General features: G+C 72.3%; 20 protein-coding genes and 2 pseudogenes. 8 read left to right on the forward strand and 14 right to left on the reverse strand.

Translation table 11 applies throughout. From position 1 onward, the window contains the following. Positions 1-10: 10 nt before the first annotated feature. Complete coding sequence (locus tag ACYF6T_RS26305) at positions 11-799, forward strand: EI24 domain-containing protein (protein ID WP_461699415.1); 789 nt, start codon at positions 11-13, stop codon at positions 797-799. A gap of 17 nt (positions 800-816) precedes the next feature. Here ACYF6T_RS26305 and ACYF6T_RS26310 read toward each other — a convergent pair whose 3' ends face one another. Together ACYF6T_RS26310 and ACYF6T_RS26315 are read right to left on the reverse strand one after the other, a co-directional pair. After that, entirely contained in the window at positions 817-2,031 is a 1,215-nt protein-coding gene (locus ACYF6T_RS26310) for a pyroglutamyl-peptidase I (protein WP_461699442.1), read from the reverse strand. A 436-nt stretch (positions 2,032-2,467) separates the two neighbouring features. Next, positions 2,468-3,049, reverse strand: a complete 582-nt coding sequence (locus tag ACYF6T_RS26315) for a TetR/AcrR family transcriptional regulator (RefSeq protein ID WP_461699417.1) — start codon at positions 3,047-3,049, stop codon at positions 2,468-2,470. Positions 3,050-3,151: 102 nt separating this feature from the next. Between ACYF6T_RS26315 and ACYF6T_RS26320 the strand changes: the two genes are divergently transcribed. After that, positions 3,152-5,587 (forward strand): glycoside hydrolase family 3 protein, encoded by a 2,436-nt coding sequence (locus ACYF6T_RS26320; RefSeq protein WP_461699418.1) that lies wholly within the window; start codon positions 3,152-3,154, stop codon positions 5,585-5,587. A gap of 94 nt (positions 5,588-5,681) precedes the next feature. On the opposite strand, the gene ACYF6T_RS26325 is transcribed toward ACYF6T_RS26320, so the two are convergent. Together ACYF6T_RS26325 and ACYF6T_RS26330 are read right to left on the reverse strand one after the other, a co-directional pair. Further along, positions 5,682-6,650, reverse strand: a complete 969-nt coding sequence (locus tag ACYF6T_RS26325) for an aldose epimerase family protein (RefSeq protein ID WP_461699420.1) — start codon at positions 6,648-6,650, stop codon at positions 5,682-5,684. A gap of 10 nt (positions 6,651-6,660) precedes the next feature. Beyond that, on the reverse strand, positions 6,661-7,545 hold the full coding sequence (locus ACYF6T_RS26330; protein ID WP_461699422.1) for an SGNH/GDSL hydrolase family protein: 885 nt from the start codon (positions 7,543-7,545) through the stop codon (positions 6,661-6,663). 269 nt (positions 7,546-7,814) lie between these two features. Here ACYF6T_RS26330 and ACYF6T_RS26335 point away from each other — a divergent pair, with 269 nt between their 5' ends. Beyond that, complete coding sequence (locus ACYF6T_RS26335; protein WP_461699423.1) at positions 7,815-8,309, forward strand: DUF3145 domain-containing protein; 495 nt, start codon at positions 7,815-7,817, stop codon at positions 8,307-8,309. A gap of 68 nt (positions 8,310-8,377) precedes the next feature. Here the strand turns inward: ACYF6T_RS26335 and fabF are convergent, their stop codons facing one another. From fabF to fasR, 5 genes are all read right to left on the reverse strand, one after another. Next, positions 8,378-9,649: a beta-ketoacyl-ACP synthase II gene (gene fabF / locus ACYF6T_RS26340; protein WP_461699424.1), complete on the reverse strand. Its 1,272-nt coding sequence runs from the start codon at positions 9,647-9,649 to the stop codon at positions 8,378-8,380. 85 nt (positions 9,650-9,734) lie between these two features. Beyond that, positions 9,735-9,983 (reverse strand): acyl carrier protein, encoded by a 249-nt coding sequence (locus ACYF6T_RS26345; RefSeq protein WP_015660680.1) that lies wholly within the window; start codon positions 9,981-9,983, stop codon positions 9,735-9,737. An 80-nt stretch (positions 9,984-10,063) separates the two neighbouring features. Then, a complete protein-coding gene (locus tag ACYF6T_RS26350; RefSeq protein ID WP_461699426.1) occupies positions 10,064-11,065 on the reverse strand; it encodes a beta-ketoacyl-ACP synthase 3 in 1,002 nt (333 codons plus the stop codon). Positions 11,066-11,079: 14 nt separating this feature from the next. Then, positions 11,080-11,991: an ACP S-malonyltransferase gene (locus tag ACYF6T_RS26355; RefSeq protein WP_461699427.1), complete on the reverse strand. Its 912-nt coding sequence runs from the start codon at positions 11,989-11,991 to the stop codon at positions 11,080-11,082. Between the two features lie 89 nt (positions 11,992-12,080). Beyond that, a complete protein-coding gene (gene fasR, locus ACYF6T_RS26360) occupies positions 12,081-13,286 on the reverse strand; it encodes a fatty acid biosynthesis transcriptional regulator FasR (protein ID WP_461699429.1) in 1,206 nt (401 codons plus the stop codon). Between the two features lie 74 nt (positions 13,287-13,360). Between fasR and ACYF6T_RS26365 the strand changes: the two genes are divergently transcribed. Beyond that, the gene (locus tag ACYF6T_RS26365; protein ID WP_461699444.1) at positions 13,361-14,014 is read left to right on the forward strand and encodes a pirin family protein; all 654 of its coding nucleotides are present in this window, start codon (positions 13,361-13,363) and stop codon (positions 14,012-14,014) included. 7 nt (positions 14,015-14,021) lie between these two features. On the opposite strand, the gene ACYF6T_RS26370 is transcribed toward ACYF6T_RS26365, so the two are convergent. Both ACYF6T_RS26370 and ACYF6T_RS26375 read right to left on the reverse strand, forming a co-directional pair. Then, positions 14,022-14,840, reverse strand: a complete 819-nt coding sequence (locus tag ACYF6T_RS26370; protein WP_461699430.1) for a serine hydrolase domain-containing protein — start codon at positions 14,838-14,840, stop codon at positions 14,022-14,024. Positions 14,841-14,859: 19 nt separating this feature from the next. Further along, positions 14,860-15,334 (reverse strand): annotated as a pseudogene (locus tag ACYF6T_RS26375) (GNAT family N-acetyltransferase). Positions 15,335-15,431: 97 nt separating this feature from the next. Here ACYF6T_RS26375 and ACYF6T_RS26380 point away from each other — a divergent pair. Both ACYF6T_RS26380 and ACYF6T_RS26385 read left to right on the forward strand, forming a co-directional pair. After that, a complete protein-coding gene (locus tag ACYF6T_RS26380; RefSeq protein ID WP_461699432.1) occupies positions 15,432-15,902 on the forward strand; it encodes a MerR family transcriptional regulator in 471 nt (156 codons plus the stop codon). Beyond that, complete coding sequence (locus ACYF6T_RS26385) at positions 15,899-16,915, forward strand: aldo/keto reductase (RefSeq protein ID WP_461699433.1); 1,017 nt, start codon at positions 15,899-15,901, stop codon at positions 16,913-16,915. Before ACYF6T_RS26380 ends, ACYF6T_RS26385 begins: the two co-directional genes overlap by 4 nt. A 1-nt stretch (position 16,916) precedes the next feature. Here ACYF6T_RS26385 and ACYF6T_RS26390 read toward each other — a convergent pair whose 3' ends face one another. From ACYF6T_RS26390 to ACYF6T_RS26400, 3 genes are all read right to left on the reverse strand, one after another. Then, on the reverse strand, positions 16,917-17,765 hold the full coding sequence (locus tag ACYF6T_RS26390; RefSeq protein WP_461699434.1) for a DUF4429 domain-containing protein: 849 nt from the start codon (positions 17,763-17,765) through the stop codon (positions 16,917-16,919). A 57-nt stretch (positions 17,766-17,822) separates the two neighbouring features. Beyond that, entirely contained in the window at positions 17,823-19,040 is a 1,218-nt protein-coding gene (locus tag ACYF6T_RS26395) for an alpha/beta hydrolase (RefSeq protein ID WP_461699435.1), read from the reverse strand. Between the two features lie 91 nt (positions 19,041-19,131). Further along, the gene (locus tag ACYF6T_RS26400; RefSeq protein ID WP_461699436.1) at positions 19,132-19,758 is read right to left on the reverse strand and encodes a TetR family transcriptional regulator; all 627 of its coding nucleotides are present in this window, start codon (positions 19,756-19,758) and stop codon (positions 19,132-19,134) included. Positions 19,759-19,824: 66 nt separating this feature from the next. On the opposite strand from ACYF6T_RS26400, the gene ACYF6T_RS26405 reads away from it, so the two are divergent. Then, positions 19,825-21,444: an MFS transporter gene (locus ACYF6T_RS26405; protein WP_461699437.1), complete on the forward strand. Its 1,620-nt coding sequence runs from the start codon at positions 19,825-19,827 to the stop codon at positions 21,442-21,444. A 246-nt stretch (positions 21,445-21,690) separates the two neighbouring features. Continuing rightward, a pseudogene (locus ACYF6T_RS26410) lies at positions 21,691-21,795 on the forward strand (small hydrophobic protein); the annotation flags it as partial.

Raw genomic sequence — 21,795 nt, forward strand, 5'->3', positions numbered from 1 at the left:
AGTTTCCCCCATGCGCGATCTTGGGGCGGGATTCGGCTACCTCCTGAAGGGCCAACGCTGGGTGGCCGGGCACGGCAGGCAGTACGGTTTCGGCCTGCTGCCCGGCCTGATCACCCTCGTCCTCTACGCGGCCGCGCTCGTCGCCCTGGCCCTGTGGGGCGAGGACGTCGTCGGCTGGTCGACCCCGTTCGCCGACGACTGGTCGAGCCCCTGGCGGGGCCTCTTCCGCGGCCTGCTCACCGCCGTCCTGTTCGCGCTGGCCCTCCTCCTCGCCGTCCTCACCTTCACCGCGGTCACCCTCCTGATCGGCCAGCCCTTCTACGAGAACCTCTCCGAGAAGGTCGACCGCGAGGTCTCCCCGGACGGCACCGCCCCCGAGTCCGGCCTCCCGCTCTGGCGCGAGCTGTGGATCTCGGCCCGCGACAGCCTGCGCATCCTCGTCCGCGCCGGGGTGTGGGGCGTGCTCCTGTTCGCCCTCGGCTTCCTGCCCGTGGTCGGGCAGACGGTCGTGCCCGTGATCGGGTTCTTCGTCACCGGCTTCTTCCTCACCGAGGAACTGACGGCCGTCGCCCTCCAGCGCCGCGGTGTCGACCTGCGCGAGCGCCTCGCCCTGCTGCGCTCGCGCAGGACCCTGGTGTGGGGCTTCGGCACCCCGCTGGGCCTGGCCTTCCTGGTGCCGTTCGTGGCGGTGTTCCTGATGCCGGGCGCGGTCGCGGGCGCCACCCTGATGGCCCGCGACCTGCTGGGCGAGGAGAACGCCGGGGACGAGCGCGCCGAGGACGAGCCGGTCACCTCCTGAACGTCACCTCCTGAACGTCACCTCCTGAAGGTCGCCTCCGCCGCCACCGTCACGATCGCCCGCACCTGGTCGATGATGTCCAGCCGGTTGCGCACGAAGTCCGGATCGGTGACCTCCGTCGTGTTGCCGTCGCCGAACTGCAGCACCGGCGTGTGCACATGGCCGCCCGGCAGCGTGTCGTGCAGGCCGAGCCGGTCGCGCAGCAGGGTCGCCCGGTAGGCGATCTCGTTGGACAGGTAGTTGCCGCCGCCGCCCGCGCGGGCCGTCGACCCCGCCGTCGGGCCGTCGGGGCGTACGACGGCCTCCGTGCCGCCCGCGGGTATCTCGGTCACCTCGGTGTGGTCGTAGACCGGGAAACGGCCGGTGTCGGCGGCCACGATCGCGCGGTACGGCAGGGTGGTCGACGTCCACTGCGGCTGTGTGGCGGGGTCGCTCACCGGGATGGTCTCGGTGCGCGAGACGTTGTCGTTGTCCGGATAGCCGCCCCGCCAGGCGCCGTTGGTGCGCTCCACGTCGAAGCGCCCCACCCGTCCCTGGCTCACGGTCGTGAACAGGTCCACCTCGGGCAGGTACGGCCGCAGCGTCCGCTCCACCGTGCCCTGCGCGAAGTCCTCCCAGCGCACCGGGAACACGGCCGTCTCGATGCGCGCGGGCCCCTCCGCCGTCTCGATCACCGTGCCGTCGAGGGCGAGCGCGGTGGCGCCGGACGGGTTGGAGATACGGATGTCCCGGTCGAGGGTGAACGGGTCGAACCCGGTGACGAGGATCCGCCGCAGCCCGGTGTGGCGCGCCGGGTAACGGATGTCGCCCTGCCCGCGCGAGGTCCGCTCCAAGGAGCCCAGCAGCGCGCGCCGTTGGGAGTCGCTCAGCCCGAACTCCGGCTCCCAGGTGCGCACGTCCCGGGTCATCCCGAGCCGCGCCCAGTACAGCGGCCGGTCGTCGTCGCGGCTGAGGTCGCCCTCGGCCGGCCCCCGCCCCTGCGCCCGGTCGACGGCCCGCCGCCACAGGGCCGATCCCTCGCGTACGACGATCCGGCGCGCCTGCGCGTACGAGCGGGCGCCGGCCAGCGCCCGCGCCAACCGCGGTGCCACGTCGTCGAATCCGGACCGTTGCAGGATCTCCCGCGGTACGGCCCGGTCGAGGCGCTGTTCCTCGACGGTGGGGGAGGGGGCGGTCGCCGCGTGCGCCACCGGCGCCGCCGATGCGCCGGTCAGGAGGGTGATGACGAGCATGCCGGTCCGAACGCCGAGGATCTTCAAGGGAGATGGCCTTCCGTCGCCGTGGGGTGCGTGGTGCCGTGCGGTCGTCCGGGGCGCAGTATCGCGCGCGGGACACGGTGTGGTCTACGCCACGGGGAGGCAGCGGGCCGCCTGCCGCAGCACGGCCGGGAAGGCCCGCCCGCCCGGCCTCGACGAGCCGCACCCCGCCCGGCAGCCGACTCCGCGGGCCTGGGCGGGGTGCCGGGTGCCGTGGGGTTTCGAGTCACTGGTGTCCGCGTGCACGCGCGTGGGGGCTGCGCCCCAGCCCCCCTTCGGCCTGAACGGCCTCGTCCTCAAACGCCGGACGGGCTGAGTGGCGCCTGCTCGCCGTTGACATTCCGTTCGCACAGCCAGGTCGGGGTCGTGGCGGCGGTGCCGGCGGGCAGGTGGCGCGGCGTCCCCGGGGTCGTCACTCCACCGGCTCGCCCAACAGGCGCAGGAAGTCGCGGAACGCGCCCGGCATGTCCACCGACTCCGGGTCCAGGAGCCACTGGTACTGCAGGCCGTCCATCACCGCCACCAGGAGGGGCGCCGTGCGCTGCGGGGTCAGGCCGTTGGGGAGGCGGTCGCCGTACTCGGCGCGCAGGACGTCCGCCATGTTCTCGCGCACCTGGCGGTACCGCTCGGTGAAGTACTCCCGCGCCGGATGCCCCTCCGTGACGCTCTCGCCGAGCAGCGCCGAGAAGGTCTGGATGATGGCGGGCCGCATCGCGTTGTACTCGACGAGCGAGGCCAGCAGGTCCGTCCGCCACCGCGTGTCCGGCACCGCGTCCCACTGGTCCCGCTCCTTCAGCACGGCGACCAGCAGCGCCTCCTTGGTCGGGAAGTGGTGCAGCAGCCCCTGCTGGGTGAGCCCCACCCGCTCCGCGACCGCGCCCAGGCTCGCGCCCCGGTAACCGCGCTCCGCGATCACCTCCAGCGCCGCCCGGACGATCTCCGCCCGCCGCTCCTCGCTCCTGACCCTGGCGTTCATGGCGCCACCGTACGACACCGGCACCCCAGCGGCATTACGGCGAGATAACGAAACCTACCGCTCTACAGGTAACCGATGCACGATGGAGGGACCTGACGCACTCAACGAGGAGGCACCGCGATGGCGGCAACCCCGGCGAACCGCACCGACCAGGCCCGCGAGGCGGTCGTCGAGGCGGCCCTCGGCAAGCTGGACCTGGAGGCGAAGGCCCGGCTGCTGTCCGGCCAGGACATGTGGTCCCTGCCCGCCCTGCCGGAGATCGGCCTGGACTCCCTCGTCATGTCCGACGGACCGATCGGCGTCCGGGGCGTGCGCTGGACCGCCGACGACCCCTCCATCGCCCTCCCCTCCCCGACCGCCCTCGCCGCCACCTGGGATCCCGCGCTCGCCCGCCGCGCCGGCACCCTCCTCGCCCAGGAGGCCCGCCGCAAGGGCGTCCACGTGCTGCTCGCGCCCACCGTGAACCTGCACCGCTCCCCGCTGGGCGGCCGCCACTTCGAGGCCTACAGCGAGGACCCCTACCTGACCGGACGCATCGGCGCCGGATACGTCACCGGCGTACAGGAGGGCGGCGTCGGCACCACGGTGAAGCACTTCGTCGCCAACGACGCCGAGACCGACCGCTTCACGGTGAACAACCTCGTCCCCGAGCGCGCCCTGCGCGAGCTCTACCTGGCGCCCTTCGAGTTCATCGTCGGCAACGCCCGCCCCTGGGGCGTCATGACCGCCTACAACTCGGTCAACGGCACGACGATGACCGAGCACCGCCGCCTCGTCGAGGAAGTGCTGCGCGGCGAGTGGGGCTTCGACGGCTTCAACGTCTCGGACTGGACGGCCGCCCGGGACACCGTCGGGGCCCTGAAGGGCGGCCTCGACGTCGCCATGCCCGGCCCGCGCACCGTCTACGGCGCGGCGCTCGTCCAGGCCGTGCGCGAGGGCAGGGCCGAGGAGGCCGAGGTCGACGAGGCCGTCCGCAACGTCCTGCGGCTGGCCGCCCGCGTCGGCGTCCTGGAGGGCGCCGACCCGGTCGTCACCGAGCCGCCGAAGAGCGTCGACGGCACCGCGCTCGCCCGGGAGATCGCCCGCCGCTCCTTCGTCCTGGTCCGCAACCAGGGCGCCCTGCCCCTCAGGCCCGGGCGCGTCGCGCTGATCGGTGCCGCCGCCCGCGACGCCCGCGTCCTCGGCGGCGGCTCCGCCACCGTCTTCCCGGCCCGCGTGGTCTCCCCGCTGGAGGGACTGACCGCGGCCCTGCCCGAGGGCACCCTGCGCTACGCGGTCGGCGCCGACCCGAACACCGAACTCGCCGTCGCCGACAAGGGCTTCCGCCTCAGGGCCGTCTGCCGCGACGCGGCCGGCAACGTCATCGGCACCGGCTCCGCCCCGAGCGGCCTGATCCAGTGGATGGGTTCCGACCTCCCCGAGGGCGTCACCCACGACACCCTGCACACCGTCGAGCTGACCGGCACCTTCACCCCGCGCGACACCGGCACCCACACCTTCGGCGTCCGCGGCCTGGGCGCCTTCACGCTGGTCGTCGACGGCACGACGTACTACGACGACGTCCAGCGCCCGGAGAAGGGCGACCCCTTCTCGGCGTTCTTCGGCACCCCCGTGCCCCGCGCCGAGGTCCCCCTCACCGCCGGACAGCCGGTCGACGTCAGCCTCACCCACCGCGTCGAACTGCCCGCCGACCTGCCCATGACGGTCGTCACCTTCGCCCTCTGCCACCAGGAGCCGCAGCGCGACCCCGACGAGCTGATCGCCGAGGCGGTCGAGGCGGCCCGGGACGCCGACACGGCCGTCGTCGTGGTCGCCACCACCGAGCGCGTGGAGTCGGAAGGGTACGACCGCACCGACCTCGACCTGCCCGGCCGGCAGAACGACCTCGTCCGCGCCGTCGCCGCCGCCAACCCCAACACCGTCGTGGTCGTCAACTCCGGCTCCCCGGTGGAGCTGCCGTGGCGGGAGAAGGTCGCCGCGGTGCTGCTGAGCTGGTTCCCCGGCCAGGAGGGCGGCGCGGCCCTCGCGGACGTCCTCGTCGGCGCGCACGAGCCCGGCGGCCGGCTGCCCACCACCTGGGGCCCGCTGGCCGACGCCCCCGTCACCGAGGTCGTCCCGACCGACGGTGAACTGCGCTACGACGAGGGCGTGTTCATCGGCTACAGCGCCTGGGAGAAGGCGGGCCGGACCCCCTCGTACCCCTTCGGGCACGGCCTGGGCTACACCGAGTGGACCTACGAGCCCGTCGACGTGGACGGCACGACGGCCACCGTCCGCGTCCGCAACTCCGGCCGGCGCGCGGGCCGCGAGGTCGTCCAGGTCTACCTGGCCCCCACCGAGCCCGGCCCCGAGCGCCCCGCCCGCCGGCTGGCCGGCTTCGCGGTCGTCGAGGCGGCACCCGGCGAGAGCGCCGAGACCGTGATCGAGATCCCGCGCCGCGCTTTCGAGATCTGGGACGAGGCGACCGGCGCGTGGTCGTTTGTGAAGGGTTCGTACGAGATCCAGATCAGTCGCTCGATCACGGACCGCCGCCTCACCGCGACGATTAACGTCTGAACCGGGACACGTCCCCGCCGGCCGTCCGGGACGACTCCCCACGAGCAGCCCCGGTCCGGGACCTGACCCCTGGACCGGGGCTCACGACGCCCCTTCAGCGGGCGGAGAAGCCGTACACCGTCTGCGAACGGAACACCTCGCCCGGCCGCAGCACCGTCGTCGGGAACTCCGGCCGGTTCGGGGAGTCGGGGAAGTGCTGGGTCTCCAGCGCGACACCGTCGCCCGGCGCGAACGGGCCGGTCAGGTAGTCGGCGGTGTACAGCTGCAGGCCGGGCTCGGTGGTCGCCACGGTCAGCGCCCGCCCGGAGGCCGGGTCGTACAGCTCGGCCACCTCCACGGGCCGCGCGGTGACCCCCTTGTCCAGCACGAAGTTGTGGTCGTACCCGGCGCCGACCTTCCGCGCCCGCCGGAAGTCGAAGCGCGTGTCCGTCACGTCCTCGGTCCCGGTCGGGATCAGGTCCGCGTCGACCGGAGTGAACCGCGAGGCGGCGATGCGCAGTTCGTGCCCGCCCGCGCTGCCCGAGCCGGCCAGGTTGAAGTAGCTGTGGTTGGTGAGGTTGACGACCGTCGGGGCGTCCGTGACCGCCTCGTAGGCGATCCGCAGCGCCCCCGAGGCGTCCAGCGTGTACGTCGCCGAGACCTCCAGCCGCCCCGGGAAGCCCTCCTCGCCGTCCGCGCTCACCCGGCTGAGCCGCACCCCGTCCGTGACCGGCGTCACGTCCCACACGCGCTTGTCGAAGCCGCGCTCGCCGCCGTGCAGGGAGTTCGGCGCGTTGTTGGGCGCGAGCGTGTGGGTGCGGCCGTCCAGCGTGAAGCGGGCGCCCGCGATCCGGTTCGCGTACCGGCCGACCAGGGCGCCGAAATAGGGCCCGGGGTGGGCCAGATAGCCCTCCAGGTCCGCGAACCCCAGCACCACGTCCGCCGTACGCCCGTCCCGGTCCGGGACCTCGGCCGACTGCACGATCCCGCCGTACGACAGGATCCGCACCCGCACGCCCGCCCGCTGAAGGGTCCAGCGGTGGACGGGGGTGCCGTCGGGAAGTGTGCCGAAGAGTTCGTTCATGTGCGGAACTTTAGGTCACCGACGTGATCCTGCGATACGCGATCTCGGCCAGCCGCGCCTGCCCGTTCACACTGGGGTGGAACCAGTCCCAGTGGCTGAGCTGCCGCGTCCCGAAGCGGTAGTCGTACACCGCGCCCCCGTCGAACCGGCACCGCACGTCCTTCGCGCACACCTCCTTCAGCACGGCGTTGTACTCCTCCACCCGGTCCTGCACGGTGTCCCGCCGCTCGGTCGCCGCCGTGTCCAGGGCGTCCGCGTCCGCCAGCATGGAGGGGCAGATGCCCAGCTTCCACACCTGCTTGCCGAGCGGGTTCGTGCGCCCCTCGGACCACAGCCGCTTGAGGTTCGGCACGCTCGCCACGTACACCTGCGTCTTCGGCAGCTTCGCGCGCAGGGTGGCCAGCGCGTCCTCGAAGTCGGCGCGGAAGTCCGCCACCGACGTCATCGCCGAGGTCGAGGCCCGGCAGGCGTCGTTCGCCCCCACCATCACCGTGACCAGCTGCGGCCGGCGTGTCACCGCCCGGCCGATCTGCCCCGGCAGGTCCGCCATCCGCGCCCCGGTCACCGCGTAGTTCCAACTGCGCTCGGCCGCCCGCGCCTTCCCCAGCAGCCGTACCGCGAGACTGTCGACCTCAGGACTGCTGCCGGTCGCCCACGACACCTCCGGGCAGTCCGTGAGGATGGAACAGGCGTCGAAGCCGCGCGTGATGGAGTCGCCGACGGCCGCGACCGAGGCCGGGCTCACGTCCCACACCGGCGTCGGATGCGCGCTCTTCGCGTGCGTGGTCCGCGGCGCGCCCGAGCCGCCGCCGACGGCGTCACAGCCGGCGACGCCCAGCACGGCCGCCACGGCGGTGGCGACGACGGCCCGTGAGCGGTGGCCCGGCTTCCGCATCCCCCGTGATCCCCTCGGTCGGCGGTACAGACGTACATGGGTGTTCCCACCCATAACAACGCGCGCGAGTTCCCGACCCCCGCACCCTGCAACGGATCACCCCCGTACAGGCGTCCTGCCGGGTGAATGGCGGACGTTTCGCGGCCATGGGACCGACGGTACGTCACACTCCTTGCGCCGCCGCACGGTAGCCTCGCCATCAACGTGGCTGCCCTGCCACCGCCGCCATGCCAGCCTGCCAGCCTGTCCCGCTCTGCCCGGAGGTCCCGGTGACGACACGTGGAGTTCTGTACGTGCACTCCGCGCCGCGCGCGCTGTGCCCGCACGTCGAGTGGGCCGTCGCCGGGGTGCTCGGCACGCGCGTCAGCCTCGACTGGATCCGGCAGCCGGCGGCTCCCGGCACCTGGCGCTCGGAGTTCTCCTGGAAGGGCGAGGCGGGCACCGCCTCCAAGCTCGCCTCGGCGCTGCGCGGCTGGCACCTGCTGCGCTTCGAGGTCACGGCCGAGCCCTGCCCCACCGCCGAGGGCGAGCGCTACAGCTGCACTCCCGACCTGGGCATCTTCCACGCCGTCACCGGCATCCACGGCGACATCCTGATCCCCGAGGACCGGCTCAGGGCGGCCCTGGTCCGCTCCCAGCAGGACGAGACGGACCTGGAGGCGGAGATCGCCAAGCTGCTGGGCAAGCCGTGGGACGACGAACTCGAACCCTTCAGGTACGCGGGAGAGGGCGCCCCGGTCCGCTGGCTGCACCAGGTGGTGTGAGTCCGCGCCGACACGCTGAAGGGCCCTCACCTTCCGGTGGGGGCCCTTAGATTGCGTACAGGCCGTTCTCAGACCGTGCGGAACGCCAGCACCACGTTGTGCCCGCCGAAGCCGAACGAGTCGTTCAGCGCGGCGATACGGCCCTCCACGGGCAGCTTGCGGGCCTCGCCGCGGACCACGTCGGCGTTGGCCTCCGCCTCCGGGTCGAGGTTCTCGACGTTGATGGTCGGCGGGGCCACCCGGTGGTACAGGGCGAGGACGGTCGCGACCGTCTCCACGCCGCCCGCGCCACCCAGCAGATGACCGGTCATCGACTTGGTCGCGGAGACCGCCATGTGGTCCGCGTCGTCGCCGAACACCTTGCGCAGCGCCTTCAGTTCCGCGATGTCACCGGCCGGCGTCGACGTCGCGTGCGCGTTGACGTGCACGATCTCCGCCGGGTCCAGGTCGGTGCGCTCCAGCAGGTTCTGCAGCGCGTGCGAGATGCCGCGGCCCTCGGGCTCGGGCTGCACGATGTCGTGGCTGTCGGCGGAGATGCCCTGCCCGACCGCCTCGGCGTACACCCGGGCCCCGCGCTTGGCGGCATGCTCGGCGGACTCCAGGACGACCACGCCGGCGCCCTCGCCGAGCACGAAGCCGTCCCGGGCGACGTCGTAGGGACGCGAGGCGCCCTGCGGGTCGTCGTTGTTCTTGGACATCGCCATCATGTTGCCGAACGCGGCGATGGGCAGCGGGTGGATCGCCGCCTCCGTGCCGCCCGCGACCACGACGTCGGCGCGGCCCGTGCGGATCATCTCGATGGCGTAGCCGATGGCCTCCGCGCCCGAGGCGCAGGCCGAGACCGGGGTGTGCACGCCCGCCCGGGCGCCCACGGCCAGACCCACGTTGGCGGAGGGGCTGTTCGGCATCAGCATGGGCACGGTGTGCGGGGAGACGCGGCGGACGCCCTTCTCCTTGAGCACGTCGTACTGGTCGAGCAGCGTCGTCACGCCGCCGATGCCGGAGGCGATGACCGCACCGAGGCGGTCGGGGTCGATGTTCGGGTCCTCGCCGGCCTTGCCCTCGAAACCGGCGTCGGCCCACGCCTCCTTGGCGGCGATCAGCGCGAACTGCGCCGAGCGGTCCAGGCGGCGGGCCTGCGGCCGCGGGATGACCTCGGTGGGCTCCACGGCGACGGGCGCGGCGATCCGGACCGCCTGTTCGGCGGCCCAGTCCTGCTCCAGGGGCTTGACGCCGGAACGTCCGGCGACCAGGCCCTCCCAGGTAGAGGCTGCGTCGCCACCCAGCGGTGTGGTTGCGCCGATACCGGTGACGACCACGGTGCGATTGGTCGGGCTCACGGGAATTCTTTCTCCAACGATTACGAGGATTCAGCGGCGCCACCGCCGGGTGGCGGGGCCAGGCAGCCAGGACCTAGAGGGTGACTCAGGCCTGGTGCTTGAGGATGTAGTCGGTCGCGTCACCGACCGTCTTGAGGTTCTTGACGTCCTCGTCCGGGATCTTGACGTCGAAGCGCTCTTCGGCGGCGACGACGACCTCGACCATGGACAGCGAGTCGACGTCCAGGTCGTCGGTGAAGGACTTGTCCAGCTGGACGTCCTCAACCGGGATGCCGGCGATCTCGTTCACGATGTCGGCGAGACCGGCGACGATCTCTTCCTGAGTGGCGGCCATGTCAGGCGCTCCTTCGTTGTGATCCAGAGGGTTTGGCAGTGTGACCCGTGCCGGACCGGTCGTGGTCCGGCACGGAGTGCCTAGGGGAGGGTAACGACAGTCGCGGCGTAGACGAGACCCGCCCCGAAGCCGATGACGAGCGCGGTGTCGCCGCTCTTCGCCTCGCCGGTCGCCAGAAGCCGCTCCATCGCGAGCGGGATCGAGGCGGCCGAGGTGTTGCCGGTGGTGCGTACGTCGCGCGCGACCGTGACGTGCTCCGGCAGTTTCAGCGTCTTCACCATCGAGTCGATGATCCGCTCGTTGGCCTGGTGGGGAATGAAGACGTCCAGGTCGTTCGCGCTGATCCCGGCCGCGTCCAGCGCCTGCTGGGCGACCTTCGCCATCTCGAACACGGCCCAGCGGAACACCGCCTGGCCCTCCTGCGTGATCGCAGGGAACTTCTCGACCGGGCCCTCGCGGTAGTCCGTCCACGGCACGGTCTGCTTGATGGTCTCGGACTTGTCGCCCTCGGAGCCCCACACGGTCGGGCCGATCGCCGGCTCGTTGGAGGGGCCCACCACGACCGCGCCCGCCCCGTCGCCGAACAGGAAGGCCGTCGCCCGGTCCTCCAGGTCGGTCAGGTCGGACAGCCGCTCCACGCCGATGACGAGGACGTACTCCGCGCTGCCCTCGACGATCATGCCCTTGGCGAGCGTGAGGCCGTAGCCGAAGCCCGCGCAGCCGGCCGAGATGTCGAACGCGGCGGCCTTGTTCGTGCCGAGCTTGTCGGCGATCTCGGTCGCCACGGCCGGGGTCTGCTTGAAGTGCGAGACGGTCGAGACGATCACGCCGCCGATCTGCTCGGCGGAGATCCCGGCGTCGGCGATCGCCTTGCCGGACGCCTCGATCGACATCGCGGCGACCGTCTCCTCGTCGGAGGCCCAGTGCCGGGTCTCGATGCCGGAGCGCGAGCGGATCCACTCGTCGGACGAGTCGATCCTCTCCAGGATCACCTCGTTCGGCACGACCCGGGTCGGACGGTAGCCGCCCACACCGAGGACGCGCGCGTACGGGGCGCCCTTGCTGGGCTTGATCTTCGACATTCTCGCGGCTCCTTCTAGGCGTGCTCGGCGACGAGCTCGCGAGCGGCGTCGAGGTCGTCGGGGGTCTTCAGGGCCAGCGTCTGCACACCCGGCAGCGCCCGCTTGGCGAGCCCGGTCAGCGTGCCGCCCGGGCACACCTCCAGCAGCGCCGTGACGCCGAGCTCCTTGAACGTCTCCATGCACAGGTCCCAGCGGACCGGGTTGGCGACCTGGCCGACCAGCCGCTCCAGCACCTCGGTGCCGGTGGCGACGGCCTGACCGTCCTTGTTGGAGACGTAGGTGACCTTCGGGTCGGCCGGGTCGAGCTCGGCCGCGGCCTTGGCCAGGGTGTCCACCGCCGGGGCCATGTGGTGCGTGTGGAAGGCGCCGGCGACCTTCAGCGGGACGACCTTGCGGACGCCCTCGGGCTTGTCCTCGCTCAGCGCGGCGAGCTGCTCCAGCGTGCCCGCGGCGACGATCTGGCCGGCGCCGTTGACGTTCGCGGCGGTCAGACCGAGCTTCTCCAGGTGCGCGGCGCTCACCTCCGGGTCGCCGCCGAGCAGCGCCGACATACCGGTCTCGGTGACCGCGGCGGCCTCGGCCATCGCCAGACCCCGCTTGCGTACGAGGGTCAGCGCGGCGGTGTCGTCGAGGACACCGGCGAAGGCGGCGGCGGTGATCTCGCCGACGGAGTGGCCGGCGACCGCGCCGGGCGAGGTGTCACCCAGTGCCGCGCCGGACAGGATGCCGGCGGCGACCAGCAGCGGCTGGGCCACCGCGGTGTCCCGGATGGCGTCCGCGTCGGCCTGGGTGCCGTAGTGGGCGAGGTCCAGTCCGATGGCGTCCGACCACGCGGCGACGCGGTCGGCGGCACCGGGCAGTTCGAGCCAGGGGTTCAGGAAGCCGGGCGTCTGGGCGCCCTGGCCGGGAGCGACGAGTACGAGCACTCTCACACTCTCTCTTGTGGACGGCCACGACCGCCCGTGGGGACAGGGACGAAGAACGCGTAGGGGTTTTGTGGGCCCCCGACAAAAGACTAGGCCGGAAGATCTCCATCGGCCAGACGCCCCAGGATGAGCGCGATACGCAGTGTGAACGCGGAGCGTACATCAGAGGGCGACCATCCGGTGACGTCTGTCACACGTCGGAGCCGGTAGCGCACGGTGTTCGGGTGAACGAAGAGCATCCGGGCCGCGCCCTCCAGACTGGACGCCTGTTCGAGATAGACGGAGAGCGTCTCCAGGAGGGCCGAGCCGGCCTCCTCCAGCGGTCTGTAGATCTCCTCCACCAGTTGCTCGCGCGCACTGGGATCACCGGCGATCGCGCGTTCCGGAAGCAGGTCGTCCGCCAGCACCGGGCGCGGGGCGTCCTGCCAGGCGGAACACGCCTTCAGCCCGGCCGCCGCGGCCTGCGCGGACCGGGTGGCGGCCAGCAGGTCCGGCACCACGGGCCCGGCCACCACGGGCCCGGCGGCATACGGTCCGATCAGGGACTTCGCGACGGCGAGCGGGTTGTCGCTGCCGCCGGCGATGACCACCAGCCGGTCGCCGAGCACACCGGTCAGCACCTGGAGCTTGGCGTGCCGGGCGGCGCGCCGGATCGCCTCCACGGTCAGCTCCGAGTCCCCGTCGGGGGCCGTTCCCAGCACGACGCAGACATGCTCGGGCGCGTTCCAGCCGAGCGCGGCGGCCCGGCTCACGGCCCCCTCGTCGGCCTCGCCGCTCAGCACCGCGTTCACCACCAGCGACTCCAGCCGTGCGTCCCAGGCACCGCGTGCCTCGGCGGCCTGGGCGTAGACCTGGGCGGTGGCGAAGGCGATCTCACGGGCGTAGACCAGCAGCGCCTCGCGCAGCACGCTCTCGTCCCCGGGAGCCGCCACCTCCTCGATCGCGGACTCCATCACCTCGATCGTCGTGCGCACCATCTCCACGGTCTGCCGCAGCGTGATCGCCCGGGTCAGCTCGCGGGGCGCGGTGCCGAACACGTCGGTCGAGATGGCCTGCGGGGCGTCCGGACGCCGGAACCACTCGGTGAAGGCGGCGATACCGGCCTGGGCGACCAGCCCGATCCAGGAACGGTTCTCCGGCGGCATCGCCCGGTACCACGGCAGCGTCTCGTCCATCCGCGCGATCGCCTGCGCGGCCAGCGATCCGGAGGACTTCTCCAGCCGCTTCAGGGTCGCGGCGTGGGCATGGAGGTCGTGCGCGGCGACTTCGTTCTTGCGGACTTCGGGTTCGGGCACGGGGACAAGACTGCCTTATCAGGACCTGAGTGCGCGCCGCCGGGTGCCGGGTGCGGGCTACCGTGGGGTGCGTGATGGACGTACGGCGCGCTGCTGAGCGTTACCCAGGGGGCAACCCGGCGGCCGGCATCGAGTCGTGGCACGCCTTCTCCTTCGGGCCGCACTACGACCCCGGCAACCTCCGCTTCGGCGCGGTGATCGCCTGCAACGAGGAGCGGCTCGCGCCCGGCGCCGGGTTCGACGAGCACCCGCACAGCCACACCGAGATCGTGACGTGGGTCGTCGAGGGCGAGCTCACCCACCGGGACTCCACCGGGCACGAGACGCGGGTGCGCCCCGGGGACGTGCAGCGGCTGAGCGCGGCGGCGGGCGTCCGGCACGTCGAGCGCAACGACACCGGCGCCCCGCTGACCTTCGTGCAGATGTGGCTGGCGCCCCGGCGGCCGGGCGGCGAGCCGTCGTACGAGATCGTCCGCGGCATCGCCGACTCCACCCCGTACGCCGTCCCGGAGGCGGGCGCGATGCTGCACGTACGGCGGCTGGCGGCGGGGGAGCGGACGGCGGTGCCGGACGGGGCGTACGTGTACGTCCACGTCGTGCGCGGCGAGGTGCGCCTGGAGGCGGAGAAGCTGGGCCCGGGCGACGCGGCGCGCATCACGGACGCCGAGGACCTGGAGGCGGTCGGCGCGACCCGGGCCGAGCTCCTGGTGTGGGAGATGGCCCCCTGACGCGTGCCTACCGCGCCTCGGCCAGCACCGCGTCCGTGAACGCCGGCCACGCCTCGACGGCCCACGGCCCGAAGTCCCGGTCGGCGAGCGCGACGGCGGCGAGGCCCGCGTCCGGGTCGACCCACAGGAACGTCCCCGACTGGCCGAAGTGACCGAAGGTGCGCGGCGAACTCGAACCGCCCGTCCAGTGCGGCGACTTGGAGTCCCGGATCTCGAAGCCGAGCCCCCAGTCGTTGGGGTTCTGGTGGCCGTAGCCCGGCAGCACGCCCTTGGTGCCCGGGTACTGGACCGTCATCGCCTCGGCGACCGTGCGCGGGTCCAGCAGCCTCGGCGCCTGGACCTCCGCCGCGAACCGCAGCAGGTCGCCGACCGTCGAGACCCCGTCCTTCGCCGGGGAGCCGTCCAGCGTCGTGGCCGTCATGCCCAGCGGCTCCAGCACGGCCTGGCGCAGGTACTCGCCGAAGGGGATGTCCGTGGCCTTGGCGATGTGGTTGCCGAGCTGCTCGAAACCGGCGTTGGAGTACAGCCGGCGCTCGCCGGGCGGCGCCGTGACGCGGTGCTCGTCGAAGGCGAGGCCGGAGGTGTGCGCGAGCAGGTGCCGCACCGTCGACCCGGGCGGACCGGCCGGCTCGTCGAACTCGATCGCCCCCTCCTCGTACGCGACGAGCGCCGCGTACGCCGCGAGCGGCTTCGTGACCGAGGCCAGCGCGAAGCGGCGGTCCACGGCACCACGGACACCGAGCACGGTCCCGTCGGCCCGCACGACACCCGCCGCGACGGCGGGAACCGGCCACTTTTCGATCAACGCGAGACTCTCCAAGGACATGCAGCCGAGCCTAAGCCGCTCACAGCCGCAGCATCATCGTGGGGTCCGGCTTGTGCACGAACCCGAGGGAGGCGTGGAGCGGCTCGGCCTCCGCCGACGCGGTGAGCATGACCTGCCCGGCCCCGCGCGCACGGAACCAGACCAGCAGCTCCTCCATGCAGGCGCGCGCGTATCCCCGGCGGTGGGGGAGCGTCCGGGTCGGTGGCGACGCTGAAGACGTATCCGGCCCGCCCGTGCGGGTTGCCCGCCTTGCCGATGCGGTAGTCGACCGTGCCGGCCACCAGCGCGGCCGGCGCCCCCGGCCGGTCGGGGTGGTCGACGACGAACGCCGCGAAGTCGCCGTCCACGTCGGCCAGTCGCCGCTCCAGCGTCGGCAGCGCCTCCTCGTGCCACGCGACGGAGGCGTCTCCGCCCGGCAGTTCGTCGATCATCACCTGGCGCAGGCGCAGCACTTCCCGCGCGTCCTCGGGCCCGGCACGGCGTACAAGACTCATACGGGGCACGCCAACGAGGGCCGGCCCGCCCCGTCCTGCCGATTTCTTACCGGGGCGGGTTGCCTGGAGTGCGCTCGAAGGTCATAGCGTGGTGGGCATGACGGTGATGGAGACCACGCGTACCAGGACCGACAGCTGCGGTGCCCCACCCCACCCGCACCGGCGTCCCGAAGGCCAGGACAGTTACACGATCAGCGAGGTCGTCGCCTTCACCGGGCTGACCGCGCACACCCTGCGCTGGTACGAGCGCATCGGTCTGATGCCGCACGTCGACCGCTCCCACACCGGCCAGCGCCGCTACAGCAACCGCGACCTCGACTGGCTGGACTTCGTCGGCAAGCTCCGGCTCACCGGCATGCCGGTCGCCGACATGGTGCGCTACGCCGAGCTGGTCCGCGAGGGCGATCACACCTTCGGCGAGCGGTTCGAACTGCTGGAGGCGACCCGGCGCGACGTGCTCGCCAGGATCGCCGAACTGCAGGACACCCTCGCGGTGCTCGACCGGAAGATCAGTTTCTACGCGGACGCCGACCGCGCCCGCGCCTACGAGGCGGAGAGGGCCCGATGACCGACGGCAGCATCCCGACCGCACGACTCGGCGACACCGGCCCCGAGGTCGGCGTCCAGGGCCTGGGCTGCATGGGGATGAGCTTCGCCTACGGCCCCGCGGACGCGAAGGAGTCGCGGGCCACCCTGGAGCGGGCGCTGGAGCTGGGCGTCACCCTGTACGACACCGCGGACGCCTACGGCCAGGGCGAGAACGAGAAGTTCCTCGCGCCGTTCTTCACGGCCCACCGGGACCAGGTGGTCATCGCCACCAAGTTCGCCCTGTCGATCCCGCCGGACGACCCCACCCGCCGGATCATCCGCAACGACCCGCCCTACATCCGCCAGGCCGTCGAGGCCAGCCTCCGGCGGCTCGGCGTCGACGTGATCGACCTCTACTACATGCACCGGCGCGACGAGAACGTGCCGATCGAGGAGAGCGTCGGCACGATGGCCGAGCTGGTGCGCGAGGGCAAGGTCAGGCACCTGGGCCTGAGCGAGGTCACCGCCGGCGAGCTGCGCGCCGCGCACGCCGTGCACCCGATCGCCGCCGTGCAGTCGGAGTGGTCGCTGTTCAGCCGGGACATCGAGGCGAACGTGGTGCCGGCCGCACGTGACCTGGGCGTCGCCCTCGTCCCGTACTCCCCGCTCGGCCGCGGCTTCCTCACCGGCTCCTTCACCCGCGCGGACCAGGAGCTCACCGCCGACGACTTCCGCCGCCAGCAGCCCCGCTTCACCGGCGAGAACGCGGAGGCCAACGCGGCCCTGCTGGAGCCGATCCGCACGGTGGCCGCCGCCCACGGCGCCTCCCTCGGCCAGATCGCCCTGGCCTGGGTCCAGCAGCGGGCGTCCGTCCACGGCCTCCCCGTCGTCCCCATCCCCGGCACCCGCAGGCCGACCCGGGTGGAGGAGAACGCGGCGGCGACCCGCATCGCCCTCACGGACGACGAACTGGCCCTGCTGGAGCCGATCGCGGGCAAGGTGGCGGGCGACCGGTACGCGGACATGAGGTTCTCCTCCGCCGGCCGCGAGTGACTCACAGCTCCGCCAGCAGCTCCGCCTTCTTCGTGGAGAACTCCTCGTCGGTCACCAGCCCCGCCTGGTGGAGTTCTCCCAGATGACGGATGCGCTCGGCGATGTCGGCGGGATCGCGGCGGGCCGGCGGCACAGGTGCCGGCCCGCACTCCCGCACCGCCGCCAGCACCGCCGCCGCGAACGGCAGCGACTCGTGCACGGCCCCGTATCCCAGCCCGAACACCACGGACGCCGGATCCTGGTCGGGCTGCGCGGCCCCGTCCGCCGCGCGCCGCAGCAGCCGTAGATGCCCCTCGAACACCTCTGGCGAGCGCCATTCCACGCCCGCCAGCTCCGCGACCGGAAAACTCTGGTCCCCGGCTTTCCACTTCGCCGACGACGCCCCCGTCCAGAACCAGCGGAAGGTCACCGTCCGCCCGTCGAAGGACGCCTTCGCGTCGTACGCCTTGAACTGCCGGGGCGCCTCGGGCGCGGCCACCAGGAAGCGTTCCGCCGGCGTGGCGCCGTCGCTCAGCCGCGCCCGCAGCTCGTCGGCGTAGTACTCCGCGAGCGTCTCCCGCTCGGCCGGCAGCACCAGCCGGTAGGGATCGCAGGTCTCCTTCAGCTGCCCGGCCGCCGCCTCCAGCAGCGGGTCGGCGCCGGCGCGCAGCTCGGCCCGCAGCACGACCGTGCCGCGCCTGCCCGGTGTGAGCGTCACCCCCGAGACCGCCTCCAGCGGAACCCGGCGCTCTCCCAGCGCCTGGAAGAGCCTGGGCGTGCGCATCCCCCGTTCGTAACGGATGAGCACGGAGTCGGACTCGAACTCCCAGGCGGCATGAAATCCGGCCAGTACGTCACCCATGCGGCTCATCGTATGCGCGACCCGCTTCCGCGTCGCCACCCCGCGCACACCGCAGTTCCTGCGCCTCTACGCGCGTCCGGCCGCCGTCGCACCGGACAAACCCGCGCTGCACACCGCATCCTCGCGCGTGCACCGCACCGAGCGGTACGCGCCAACTCCGATGTCGGCGAAGTTCTCCAGGCTCTCCGTGCCGGGCTCGAAATAGCCCGCGTGTCCCTTCGCGCCCCGCGCCGACAGCACCCGCGCCCCGAACGCGGCCGACACCGGGTCGGCGCCGTGTCCGAGCCCGCCGACCTCCAGGTAGGGCACGTCCTGGATCCAGTCGGTGGCGTCCCGCATCGCCCACACATGGGCGGTCGTGTGCAGGTTCGCGGCCTTCTGCACGCGCATGCCGGGGCTGGCCGCCACGGCTATGTCGATCACCCGGCGCGGCAGGGTGTGCGCGGCGACCCCGCACACCACGGAGCCGTAGCTGTGGCAGAACAGCGACACCGGCGCGCTCCCGGGCAGGGCCCGCACCAGCGCGTTCAGCCGGACCGCGCCGTCCTCGGCGCGCATCGCGGTGGCCGACTCGATGCCGAGGCCGGCCGGTGCCGTGTAGTCGGCCCAGGCGATCACGGCCGTCCGGGTGTCCGGGCTCGCCGCCTGCTCGGCCGCGTACAGGGACTTGGCCATGCCGACCGGGGCCGAGTACTGGCGGTAGGTCTTCTGGAAGGTGAGCAGGTCGGTGTCGACGCCGGGCACGACGACCGAGATCCGCCGGGCCTTCTGCAGGCTGCCGAACACCTCGGCGACCCGGCCGGAACCGTCGGGGTCGAAGGCGAGGATGTGCCGGCCCGGGCGCAGCAGCTGCTCGTAGCGGTGCATGCGGCGGCCCGCCTCGTGCTGCCCGGCGGGCGTGAGGCGGCTGTCGTGCATCCGTTTCAGCTCGGTCCTGCGCTGGTGGTCGAGGGCGAACCGGTTGGCGCGGTAGCGCAGGGCGACGGGGGCGCCGTTCATGTTGCCGACCGCGAGCGGGTAGCGGCGGGCGAGGCCGGCCCGCTCGCTCGCGGTGAGCGAGGCGAAGAAGCGGGTCAGGACGGCGGGGCTCGCGGTGGGGTCCGGGAGCCGGTGTCCGTGCAGGCGGCCGTGGTCCCAGGCGGTGAGCGAGGCCTGCAGCGGGGTGGCCACCCGGTGGGTGCGCAGGGCCGTCCAGCCGGTGGTCGCCAGCATCACGAACACCACGGCCAGCGCGAGCAGGGCGCGCCAGACGTTCAGTGGCGGGGAGGTGTCGAAGGAAGTCACTGGGAGGACACACTAGGAGAACGGGAGGGTCTCGCGTGAGCCGAGTGACACGGATCACGTTTCGATAAACCAGTCCCGCCCCAGGGGTGTCTCAGCGTGTCCGCCAGTTCTCCGTGAGTGCCGGTCCCACCTGTTGGAGGTACGAGATCGTCAGCGCGCGCATCGCCTCCAGGCTGAAGTCCTCGCCGGTGCTCCACTGCCGTTCCGTCACCCGCATCACCCCGCCGAACACCGCCACCGCCAGCCGCGGCCGCGGGTCGGCGTCCACGTCCAGCCCCTCCCGCTCGGCGAGCACGCGCGCGAGGCTCTCCTCGATCTCCTCGTTGCGGCGCAGATGGGCGGCGAGCAGGACCGGGGTGGACTCGATCACCCGGTACATGCGCAGGTACAGCTCGACGGGTACGACGCTCTCGATGCTGTCGTTGAGGCTGTCCCAGCCCTCCAGCACGGCCTGCGTCAGCGCCTCCAGCGGCGTCTCGCTCGCCGGGCGCTCGCGCACCGCCTCCGCGAACCGCGCCACCACCAGCTCCTGCAGCGCGAGGGCGGCCTCCTCCTTGCCGGAGAAGTAGCGGAAGAAGGTGCGCTGCGAGACGTCGACGGCCTCGGCGATGTCGTCGACGGTCGTCCGCTCGTAGCCGCGCGTGGTGAACAGTTCGACGGCGGCCCGCAGCAGCGCGTCCCGGGTGCGCTGCTTCTTGCGTTCGCGGAGTGTTTCCATAGGCGTCAGTTACCGACTTGTGAATTGGTTTGTCAATTGTCAGTGGCTGTCACTAGCCTCGAACACATGACTAGTCAGACCACCATCGAGACGACGGGGTCGGGGGACAAGGCGTCAGGCACCCCGTCCGACGGCTCGCCGGCCCGAGGGCTGCGCGGCCACCCCTGGTTCACCCTCATCACCGTCGCGGTCGGGGTCATGATGGTGGCCCTGGACGGCACCATCGTGGCCATCGCCAACCCGGCCATCCAGAAGGACCTCGGCGCCACCTTCGCGCAGGTCCAGTGGATCACCAACGGCTACTTCCTCGCCCTCGCGGTCTCCCTGATCACCGCGGGCAAGCTCGGCGACCGCTTCGGCCACCGCCAGACGTTCCTGATCGGCGTGACCGGCTTCGCCGCGGCCTCGGGCGCGATCGGGCTGTCGAGCTCCATCGCCGCGGTCGTCACCTTCCGGGTCTTCCAGGGCCTGTTCGGCGCGCTGCTGATGCCGGCCGCGCTCGGTCTGCTGCGGGCGACCTTCCCGGCCGAGAAGCTGAACATGGCGATCGGCATCTGGGGCATGGTCATCGGCGCGTCCACCGCGGGCGGCCCGATCCTCGGCGGTGTGCTGGTCGAGCACGTCAACTGGCAGTCGGTCTTCTTCATCAACGTGCCGGTGGGCGCGCTGGCGCTGCTCCTGGGCCTGCTGATCCTGCTCGACCACCGCGCGCAGAACGCGCCGCGCTCCTTCGACCTGCTCGGCATAGCCCTGCTGTCCGGCGCGATGTTCTGCCTGGTCTGGGCCCTGATCAAGGCGCCGACCTGGGGCTGGGGCGACGGCAAGACGTGGGCGTTCATCGCCGCCTCGGCGCTCGGCTTCGCCCTCTTCTCCTTCTGGGAGACGAAGGTGTCGGAGCCGCTGATCCCGCTGGGGCTCTTCCGCTCGGTCCCGCTGTCGGCGGGTGTGGTGCTGATGGTCCTCATGGCCATCGCGTTCATGGGCGGCCTGTTCTTCGTGACGTTCTACCTCCAGAACGTGCACGGGATGAGCCCGATCGACGCCGGTCTGCACCTCCTGCCGCTGACCGGGATGATGATCGTCGGCTCTCCGCTGGCCGGCGCGATGATCACCAAGCTGGGCCCGCGGATTCCGCTGGCCGGCGGCATGGCGGCCACCGCGATCGCGATGTACGGCATGTCGACGCTGGAGACGGACACCGGCAGCGCGGCGATGTCCCTGTGGTTCGCCCTGCTGGGCCTCGGCCTCGCGCCGGTCATGGTCGGCGCCACGGAGGTCATCGTGGGCAACGCGCCCATGGAGCTCTCCGGGGTCGCCGGCGGTCTCCAGCAGGCGGCGATGCAGATCGGCGGCAGCCTGGGTACGGCCGTGCTGGGCGCGGTGATGGCCTCCAAGGTCGACAGCGACCTGCCGGGCAACTGGAAGGACGCGGGGCTGCCCGACCTCACGCCGGCGCAGCTGGACCAGGCGTCCGAGGCGGTCCAGGTGGGCGTGGCTCCGGTGGCCAAGGGGACGCCGGAGGCGATCGTCGCGAAGATCACGGACGTCGCGCACGACACGTTCATCTCGGGCATGAGCCTGGCGTCGCTGGTGGCGTGCGGGGTGGCGGTGGTGGCGGTGTTCGTGGCACTGCTGACGAAGCGGGGCGAGAACGCGGAGGCGGGAGCGGGAGTGGGCCACATCTGACGGCCTGTCGACGAACTTCCCCTATCAGGGTGAAGGGACTCAAGATCCCTCCCCTCCGGCCCGCTCGGCACGTCACAGTGGGTCAAGCCCTCCGCAGAGGGCGGATCGGGGCTACGGCGCGCTGCCGGAGGGGGACAGCGCGCCGGAAGCCCGGCAACATCCCGGCGACGGCCCCGATGATTAGCCGCCGCAGCGGGGGTACCCGCTTCATTGAACCCCGAACAGACCCCGGGGTTCAGGGAGTTGATGATGGCGGGCTTCGGACACGGAACGCGCAGGTACCCCCGCTCACGTGGCCGGACGTGGTCACGGACCGGGCCGGATCGCGCGACGCTCGGAATCATCGGAGTC

This window comes from Streptomyces sp. 7R007, from assembly GCF_054850255.1.